This window comes from Mesorhizobium sp. M7A.F.Ca.CA.003.01.2.1 (genome assembly GCF_003998945.1).
Classification (GTDB): domain Bacteria; phylum Pseudomonadota; class Alphaproteobacteria; order Rhizobiales; family Rhizobiaceae; genus Mesorhizobium; species Mesorhizobium ciceri.
In genome coordinates this window covers 1-8486 of sequence record NZ_RZRA01000117.1, presented here as the reverse complement: position 1 = coordinate 8486, position 8486 = coordinate 1, and the positions used below count along the sequence as shown (strand labels likewise).

The 8486-nt window shown below is 64.7% G+C and carries 9 protein-coding genes; 1 reads left to right on the top strand and 8 read right to left on the bottom strand.

The window, feature by feature from the left end; genetic code table 11:
* Positions 1-153: 153 nt before the first annotated feature.
* Entirely contained in the window at positions 154-402 is a 249-nt protein-coding gene (locus EN969_RS07535) for a DUF680 domain-containing protein (RefSeq protein ID WP_013529664.1), read from the top strand.
* A 42-nt stretch (positions 403-444) separates the two neighbouring features.
* Here EN969_RS07535 and EN969_RS07530 read toward each other — a convergent pair whose 3' ends face one another.
* The 8 genes from EN969_RS07530 to EN969_RS07495 form a co-directional block, all read right to left on the bottom strand.
* Complete coding sequence (locus EN969_RS07530) at positions 445-1494, bottom strand: Gfo/Idh/MocA family oxidoreductase (RefSeq protein ID WP_063168971.1); 1050 nt, start codon at positions 1492-1494, stop codon at positions 445-447.
* Between the two features lie 69 nt (positions 1495-1563).
* Positions 1564-2349 (bottom strand): ThuA domain-containing protein, encoded by a 786-nt coding sequence (locus EN969_RS07525; protein ID WP_027161369.1) that lies wholly within the window; start codon positions 2347-2349, stop codon positions 1564-1566.
* Positions 2350-2426: 77 nt separating this feature from the next.
* Positions 2427-2657: a hypothetical protein gene (locus EN969_RS07520; protein ID WP_024502775.1), complete on the bottom strand. Its 231-nt coding sequence runs from the start codon at positions 2655-2657 to the stop codon at positions 2427-2429.
* A 60-nt stretch (positions 2658-2717) separates the two neighbouring features.
* A complete protein-coding gene (locus EN969_RS07515; protein WP_063168972.1) occupies positions 2718-3302 on the bottom strand; it encodes a sarcosine oxidase subunit gamma in 585 nt (194 codons plus the stop codon).
* Entirely contained in the window at positions 3295-6291 is a 2997-nt protein-coding gene (locus EN969_RS07510; RefSeq protein ID WP_063168973.1) for a sarcosine oxidase subunit alpha, read from the bottom strand. The genes EN969_RS07515 and EN969_RS07510 overlap by 8 nt, the downstream gene beginning before the upstream one ends.
* Positions 6288-6584: a sarcosine oxidase subunit delta gene (locus tag EN969_RS07505; RefSeq protein WP_013529658.1), complete on the bottom strand. Its 297-nt coding sequence runs from the start codon at positions 6582-6584 to the stop codon at positions 6288-6290. Before EN969_RS07505 ends, EN969_RS07510 begins: the two co-directional genes overlap by 4 nt.
* 10 nt (positions 6585-6594) lie before the next feature.
* A complete protein-coding gene (locus tag EN969_RS07500; protein ID WP_013529657.1) occupies positions 6595-7035 on the bottom strand; it encodes a hypothetical protein in 441 nt (146 codons plus the stop codon).
* Positions 7035-8288: a sarcosine oxidase subunit beta gene (locus tag EN969_RS07495; RefSeq protein ID WP_063168974.1), complete on the bottom strand. Its 1254-nt coding sequence runs from the start codon at positions 8286-8288 to the stop codon at positions 7035-7037. The genes EN969_RS07500 and EN969_RS07495 overlap by 1 nt, the downstream gene beginning before the upstream one ends.
* Positions 8289-8486 lie beyond the last annotated feature (198 nt).

Genomic DNA, 8486 nt, shown 5'->3' with positions numbered 1-8486 from the left:
GGGATTTCTTGGTTAACGAAAAATTTATCGTACGCGTACGGTTTTCCCTTGAATTCCCAATCGACGGCGTATATGTACAGTCTATCGTACATGTACGAGAAAAATTCACCCGTCGGTACGAATTGAATTCGACCCGGAAACCGGAGACTGACAATGAAAAAGACACTCCTCACCCTCGCCGCCGTGCTGGCACTTTCGGGCTCGGCTTTCGCCGCCAACACCACCCATCCGGTCAAGCATGCGCCGGTGGCGGCCTGCGTTGACACCAAGACCAACCTGAAGCTCGATTGCGCTTCGACCGGTTCGGTCGAGAAGAAGGGTGCCACGGAAAACACCGCTGAAGGCAAGGGCCCGCGGCTCGGCATCAGCATCAATCCGTGGATTGTGCCGAGCGCATTCTGATATCAGCAAAGATCACGTCTGGCCGGCACAAGTCGGCCAGCTTCAAGCGACCGAAATCGGCAGCTTCGCCGCTGAACTTTCAAAGGCTGCGTCGATCAGCTTCTGCATGTCGGCGGCGCGCCGGAACGACGGATCGCCATTCCGGCCTGCATCCAGCGCATCGGCAAAGCGTCGCGCATTGCGCTTGACACTGGGCAGATCCAAAGTCCGCCAGCGCTGAAGATCGACATCCCCGCCGAGGCAGGCCGACAGGCTCGATGCCTTGCCGTCGGTCTCGACCTTGATGGCGCCCTGGGTGCCGTGCAGGGCCAGCGACAGATCGTTGGCGTGACCGGTCATGTAGCGGCTCGCCACGATCGTGGCGAGCGCGCCGCAATCGAGCCGCGCCGTCATTGCCACGCTGTCATTGGCGTCCAGCACATAGTCGCCGATGCGCTCGCCCTCGGCCTTCGGAAACGTCACCAGATCGGCATGCAGGCTGACGATATCCTGGCCGGCGCCATAGGTGGCGAAATCCAGGATATGGATGCCGACATCGCCCAGCACGCCGGTCGAACCGTGCCGGCTGGACAAGCGCCACAGCCATTTGTCCTCGACCCGCCAGTCACCCCATGATTTGCTGACCAGCCAGCTTTGCCGGTAGCTCGCCTCGACATGGCGCAATGCGCCGATCTCGCCGGCCTGAACCATGCGCCGCGCCTCGTGGATCGCCGGTGAGTTGCGATAGGTGAGGTTGACCATGTTGATCACCCCGGCAGCCTCGGCCGCTTCGGTCATAGCAAGTGCGTCGGCATGATTCGGCGCCAGCGGCTTTTCGCAAAACACATGTTTTCCTACGCCGAGCAGCGCCAGCGTCGTCGCCCTATGGGCACCATCCGGCGTCGCGTTGATGGCGGCATCGAACTGGCCCCAGGCGATCGCCGCCTCCAGGCTCTCGAAAGAATCGCCGATCTTGCTGGCCGCGGCGAACGCCGCAGCGCGACCGGGCACCTGGTCGACACAGGCGACGATGCTGCAGCCGGGAATCCCGGCAAACTCCTCGACATGATGCCCGGCGATACCGCCGGTGCCGAGCAGAAGAATTCGATGCATTAGCCCCAAGCCCCCAAAATCAACTCACGCCTTGGGCAACTCAGGCCCGATCAGCTCAGGCCGCCCCAATCAGCTCAGGCCCTTGTCGCCATCGGCATGCAGGCGCAGCCCCTTCTGCACGATCTTCTCCTTGGCCGCATCCGTCGGCACGTTCGGCGCATTGGTGATGCCGGACCAGGCCGGCGCCGGATTGTGCGCCCAATGGACGGCGTTGCGCAGCACCTGCTGCACGCCCTCATTGTGATAGATCGGATAGGTTTCGTGGCCGGGCGAGAAGTAGAAGATCCGTCCCGCGCCGCGCTGGTAGGTCAGCCCTGACCGGAACACCTCGCCGCCCTCGTACCAGGAGACGAACACCGTCTCCAGCGGCTCCGGCACCGCGAACGGCTCGCCATACATTTCGGTCTCGCCGATCTCCAGGCACTCGCCAATGCCTTGCGCGATCGGGTGGCCGCGGTTGATCGCCCAGACGCGCTCGCGCTCGCCCGCCTCGCGCCATTTCAGCGAACAGGGCGTGCCCATCAGCCGCTTGAAGATCTTCGAGTAGTGGCCGGAATGGAGCACGATCAGGCCCATCCCTTCCCAGACCCGCTTCTGCACCCGCTCGACGATCTCGTCCTTGACCTCGCCATGCGCCGCGTGGCCCCACCACAAAAGCACGTCGGTGGCCGCCAGGCGCTTTTCGCTCAGGCCGTGCTCGGGCTCCTGCAAGGTGGCGGTGGCCGCCTCGATGCCCTTGTCCTGGTTGAGCGCGGCGGCGATGGTGCCGTGCATCCCCAAGGGATAGAGTTCGCGCACGGCTTCATTGGTCTGCTCGTGGACGTTCTCGCCCCAAACGATCGCTTTTGTCGGCATTTTCATCTCCCAAAGCGCTTTAAATAGCACGCCCAAGGAGATTGAGAAGGTCCGATGCGATCTGGCCCGATGGAATACTAGGTCTTGCGCTTCTTGCGCCCCGGCACGGTCTTGGCCTTGCCCGGTTTCGCCGGTGCGCCGGGGATGGCGGTTCCGGTAATGGATACCGGATCGCTGGCCGGGAACGTGTCTTCGAGGCCTTCCTCGAGTTCCTCTTCGGCGCTCGGGGCTTCATGTCGCTCATGTTCGAGCGAGCGGACGGCCGATGTCTTTTTGACCGGCGACTTCGGCGCGGAATTCGACGGCATCGGCATTTCTCCCTCGGCGTGCGGATGCAGAACGAGCGTGCCCTGCAAAACGTTCCGAGTTCAGACCGCCGCGTCGCGCGATCCCTCGGACAGGAAAGTAAAGACATAGTCCGAGAAGGAACGCCAGCATTCGACCCGGAAGGCATCGGCGGCTGTGCGCAACAGCACGATCTCGGTCTTGCCCAGGATGGTGCGCGACGCCGCGCCCACCGGGAAGGCGTCGAGCGACAGATCCTGCGGGCAGCCCGCATTGATCGTCGCCGCTGCCCCCGCGCCCGTCACTGATATCGCGATGTTGCGATGCGAGATGCCGACCGCCGAGTGCAAAGCGGCAACCCCGGCGCAATCGGCCAGCGGATCGTTGCCGGCTTCATCGATGACAAGCCATTCGTCGGGGCCGAGCCACAAGGCGGTGCGCCCGCCCTTCGAGGAGGATGTCTTCGGCTTTTTCGGCAAGGTCACGCCGAGCGCCTTCGAAAGCGCTGCGGCCGAAGCCTCCGGCGCACGCAGCGAAATGCGCTCGGCCGGCGGCAGCACCTCGACCTTGACGGCGGCAGCAGTGGTGCTGCGTCCAGCCAGCGCCGGACGGCGCTCGACCGAAGGCGATGCAGCCGGAGCCGTCTTCCTTGCAGCGGCCTTAGCCATTGAGGCGCCCTCCCGTCTCGTCGAAGAACACCATGCCGGTAACCTCCACTTCGATCACCCCGTTCGGCATCGGCACGTAGAGCGTGTCGCCCATCCGGTCGCGGCCGCCGGCGACCAGCGCCAGCGCGATCGAGCGGCCGCAATTTTCCGACCAGTAGCTCGAGGTGACGTGACCGATCATCTTCATCGGGATCGCCTGCTTGGGGTCGGCGACGATCTGCGCGCCTTCCTCCAGCACCACCTTTGGGTCTTTCGTTTTCAAGCCGACCAGTTGCTTGCGGCCCTTGGCGACCAGGTCGGGCCGCGCCATGCCCCTGATACCGACGAAGTCGGTCTTCTTCTTGCCGACCGCCCAGTCGAGACCGGCATCGTTCGGCGTCACCGTGCCGTCAGTGTCCTGGCCGACGATGATGTAGCCCTTTTCGGCGCGCAGCACGTGCATCGCCTCGGTGCCGTAGGCGGCGGCGCCATGCTTCTGGCCTTCGGCCCAAAGCGCTTCCCAGACCGCCTGGCCATAGTCGGCAGGCACGTTGACCTCGAAGCCCCGCTCGCCGGTGAACGACATGCGGAACAACCTCGTCGGCACGCCGCAGATCTTGCCTTCGCGCACCGACATATGCGGCAGCGCCTCGTCCGACATGTCGATGCCTTCGACCAGCGACGCGATGATGTCGCGGGATTTTGGTCCCTGCACGGCGATGACAGCCCATTGTTCGGTGATCGAGGTCAGCCAGACATTGAGATGCGGGAACTCGGTCTGGAGATAGTCCTCCATGTGGTTCATGACACGCGGCGCGCCGCCGGTCGTCGTCGTCACATGGAAACGGTCGGGCGCCAGCCTGCCGACGACGCCGTCATCATAGATGAAACCGTCCTCGCGCAGCATGATGCCATAGCGGCAGCGGCCGGGTTCCAGCTTCTCCCAAGGGTTGGTGTAGAGCAGCTCCATGAATTTGGCCGCATCCGGCCCGACCACTTCGATCTTGCCCAGTGTCGAGGCATCGAACAGGCCGGCAGTCTTGCGCACGGCGACGCATTCGCGGTCGACAGCAGCATGCATGTCCTCGCCCGCCTTGGGGAAATACCAGGCGCGCTTCCACTGGCCGACATCCTCGAACACCGCGCCTTGCGCCTCGGCCCAGGGATGGATCGCCGTTTTACGCGTCGGGTCGAACAGCGGCCCGCGCGCATGGCTGACGATGGCGCCGAAGGTCACCGGCGTATAGGGCGCCCGGAACGTGGTCAGGCCGACCTCCGGGATCGGCTTTCCCAGCATCTCGGCGGCAATCGCCAGGCCGTGCATGTTGGAGGTCTTGCCCTGATCGGTGGCCATGCCGTTGGTGGTGAAGCGCTTGACGTGCTCGATCGAGCGCATGCCTTCGTGCACCGCCTGGCGGATATCCTTGGCGGTGACGTCGTTCTGGAAGTCGACAAACGCCTTCACCGTGGTGTCCGGCCCGGCGCCAGGAGCCGCACCCAGCATGCCGCGCGACCAGCTCTCCGAGGTGTCGACCTTCGGCTTCGTACCCTTGGCGGTTTTCGCGCCCGCATCCCTGGCCGCTTTGGCGCCCGCGGCATAGGCCTCGTCGACCGTCGCCGATAGGCCGTCGGTACCATTGCAGGCGCCGACAGAGACACAATCCTGCGCATAGGTGCCCGGCACGAAGCGCTTGGTCTCGTCGTTGAAGGCGACCTTGCCGCGCGACTGCGAGAACAGATGCACCGACGGCGTCCAGCCGGCCGACATCAGGATCGCGTCGACTGGAATGATGCGTTCGCCGCCGCCATTCTTCGGCTGCACCGTCATCGAGGAAACGCGCAGCTTGCCGCCGGCGCGGATCACCGCGCGGCCGAAATTGACCTCGATGCCGAGCGCCCTCGCCTCGTCGATCACCGGTCCGGTCGGATTGTCGCGCAGATCGACGATCGCCGCCACGTTGACGCCGGCCTTCTTCAGGTCGATCGCCGCTGCATAGGCGGAATCATTGGCGGTGTAGACGCCGACATTCCTGCCGACCGCGACGCCATAGTGGTTGAGATAGGTGCGCGCGGCACCCGCCAGCATGATGCCCGGGCGGTCGTTGTCGGCGAACACCATGTGGCGCTCGATGGCGCCCGAGGCCAGCACCACGCGCTTGGCCCTGACTTGCCACAGCCGCTCGCGCGCCAGATCGTGGCCGGGAGCCTTCAGATGATCGCTGACACGCTCGACCAGGCCGACGAAATTCTGCGCGTAATAGCCAAACGCCGTCGTGCGCGGGAGCACGCGGACATTGTCCATCGCGGCGAGCTTCGCCACGGCAGCTTGCGCCCAGGCAAAGCCGTCCTGGCCGTCGATTTTCGCGCCGCTCTCGAAACGCAGGCTGCCGCCGAACTCGGCCTGCTCGTCGGCGAGGATGACCCGCACGCCGGTCTCCGCCGCTGCCAATGCCGCAGCGATGCCCGCCGCACCGCCGCCCAGCACCAGCACGTCGCAATGCGCATAGCGTGACGAATAATGGTCGGGATCGGGCTGGTCCGGGGAAACTCCAAGACCGGCCGCGGCGCGGATCTTGGGCTCGTACAGGCTCTTCCATGCCGCCTTCGGCCACATGAAGGTCTTGTAGTAGAAGCCGGCCGAAAACATCGGCGACGCGATGTCGTTGACCGCACCGACGTCGAAGGACAGCGACGGCCAGCGGTTCTGCGACTGCGCCTCGAGCCCGTCATAAAGCTCCTGCACAGTCGCGCGCACGTTCGGCGTCTTGCGTGCCGCGTCGCGCCTGATTTCGACCAGCGCGTTCGGCTCCTCGGCGCCCGCCGACAGGATGCCGCGCGGACGGTGGTACTTGAACGAACGGCCGACCAGATGGACGCCATTGGCGAGCAGCGCCGAGGCCAGCGTGTCGCCCTCGATGCCGGCATAGGACTGGCCATCGAAGCTGAAACGCGCGGTCTTGGCTTGGCTGAAGCGGCCGGCGCCGGAAATGCGGTACGACGCGCCGCTCATTTGCCAACTCCTGGCAGCTTGGAGGGTTTGGGTTCGCCGGCCTTGTAGGTCATGACGAACCTGTCGGTGACGGTGTCGCGCACGGCGTTGAAGAAACGCGCGCAGCCATGCATGTGCCGCCACCGCTCATAGATGATGCCCTTGGGGTTGGAGCGGATGAAGAAGAACTTTTCGAAATCGTCGTCGCTCTCGCCGGCCATATTGGCCGAGCGCGCGATATGCGCCTCGCCGGCGTTGCGGAACTCGAGTTCCGGACGCTCTTCCTCGCAATAGGGGCAGCGGATGAGAAGCATTTGTTCGTTCCTACAATTCGCCGTGGCCGACGCGGGCGCCCGCCGGTTGATCGCAAAGCTTCTGTCCCAGGGTCGCGAACGGCGCGACGAGCCGGATGCGTTCCTCCACGCTTGCAGCGGGACGAAACAGATCGCGCGACGCCATGTTGCCGAGAGTGAGTTGCATCGGATCGGTGGTGACGATGACTTGACGCGGCTGGAATGTCTCGTCTTCGTCAAGCCCTTCGGGACGTCCCTCGAAGAACATCACCACCCGCTGGCCGCCGCTCCAGACGCAGGCCAGCGTGCCGTCGTCGACCGAAAACGGCCAGACGGTCTCGTTGCCGGTGCGGCTGATCGGTTGCGTGCGCACTTCGTCAGCCGACGGAAAATGGAACATGCCCCGTTCCCCCGCCAGCACGTGTTCCCCCGCCAGAATCAGCGGCATCGCGACAGCCATCCCAGCCATCATCAGTGCGCCACCGCCGCCGCCGCCGCCTCGTCGATGAGCCGGCCGGTGCGGAAGCGCTCGATGGTGAAGGGCGCATTGATCGGATGCGGATCGTCTTTGGCGATGGTGTGGGCAAAGACATGGCCCGAGCCCGGCGTCGCCTTGAAGCCGCCCGTGCCCCAGCCACAATTGACATAAAGCCCGGGCACCGGCGTCTTGGCCAGGATCGGCGAGCGGTCGGGCGTGACGTCGACGATGCCGCCCCACGAGCGCAGCATCTTCATGCGCGTGAAGATCGGGAACATCTCGCAGATGGCGTCCAGCGTGTGCTGCAATATGTGCAGGCCGCCGGTCTGCGAATAGGAGACATACTGGTCGGTGCCGGCGCCGATCACCAGCTCGCCCTTGTCGGACTGCGAGATATAGGCGTGCACCGTGTTCGACATGACCACGCAGGGCACCACCGGCTTGACCGGTTCCGACACCAGCGCCTGCAATGGATAACTCTCCAGCGGCATGCGCACGCCGGCCATGTTCATGATCACTGAGGAATGGCCGGCGGCAACGACGCCGACCTTCTTGGCACCGATGAAGCCGCGCGTCGTGTCGACGCCCAAAACCGCGCCATTGGCCGCCCGCTTGACCCCGGTGACCTCGCAATTCTGAATGATATGGACGCCGCGCGCCGAGGCGCCGCGCGCATAGCCCCAGGCAACCGCATCGTGGCGCGCCGTGCCGCCGCGCCGCTGCAGCGCCGCACCGACCACCGGATAGCGCGCATCCCTGGAGGTGTTGAGCGGCGGGCAGAATTCCTTCGCCTGCTCCGGCGTCAGCCACTCATTGTCGATACCGTTCAGCCGGTTGGCGTGCACGTGGCGCTTCAGCACCTGCACGTCGTGCACATTGTGCGCGAGCATCATGACGCCGCGCGCCGAATACATGACGTTGTAGTTGAGCTCCTGGCTCAGCCCATCCCACAGCTTCAGTGCATGGTCGTAGATGCCGGCGCTCTCGTCATAGAGATAGTTGGAGCGGATGATGGTGGTGTTGCGGCCTGTGTTGCCGCCGCCGAGCCAGCCCCTTTCCAGCACCGCGACATTGGTGATGCCGTGAACCGTGGCGAGGTAATAGGCGGTGGCCAGGCCATGGCCGCCGGCGCCGACGATGATGACGTCGTATTCTTTCCTGGGCTCAGGCGAGGACCACTGTTCTTCCCAGCCCTTGTGGCCGCGCATGGCTTCACGGGCGATGGCGAATACCGAATATTTCTTCAACGTCCCAACCTCGCCCCAAAAAGGCTTCGCGAATGGCGGCCGGCGTTCAGTCGGTCCCGGCGCGCGAGGTGTATCACTAGCGAAACAGCGCTTCCACCCTTGCGCTGTTTGCGACGGCGCTTGCCGTTTTGCGCCGTGGTGAAAAAGACGCATCCGGCGCGTCGGCGCTTTCCAGCATCTTGGCGGGGATCGGGTGGC

Excerpts from the sequence above, each read along its gene's own strand:
- EN969_RS07505 (WP_013529658.1), bottom strand. The coding sequence starts at position 6,584 with ATGCTTCTCATCCGCTGCCCCTATTGCGAGGAAGAGCGTCCGGAACTC.
- EN969_RS07520 (WP_024502775.1), bottom strand. The coding sequence starts at position 2,657 with ATGCCGTCGAATTCCGCGCCGAAGTCGCCGGTCAAAAAGACATCGGCC.
- EN969_RS07500 (WP_013529657.1), bottom strand. The coding sequence starts at position 7,035 with ATGATGGCTGGGATGGCTGTCGCGATGCCGCTGATTCTGGCGGGGGAA.
- EN969_RS07530 (WP_063168971.1), bottom strand. The coding sequence starts at position 1,494 with ATGCATCGAATTCTTCTGCTCGGCACCGGCGGTATCGCCGGGCATCAT.
- EN969_RS07510 (WP_063168973.1), bottom strand. The coding sequence starts at position 6,291 with ATGAGCGGCGCGTCGTACCGCATTTCCGGCGCCGGCCGCTTCAGCCAA.
- EN969_RS07525 (WP_027161369.1), bottom strand. The coding sequence starts at position 2,349 with ATGCCGACAAAAGCGATCGTTTGGGGCGAGAACGTCCACGAGCAGACC.
- EN969_RS07535 (WP_013529664.1), top strand. The coding sequence starts at position 154 with ATGAAAAAGACACTCCTCACCCTCGCCGCCGTGCTGGCACTTTCGGGC.
- EN969_RS07515 (WP_063168972.1), bottom strand. The coding sequence starts at position 3,302 with ATGGCTAAGGCCGCTGCAAGGAAGACGGCTCCGGCTGCATCGCCTTCG.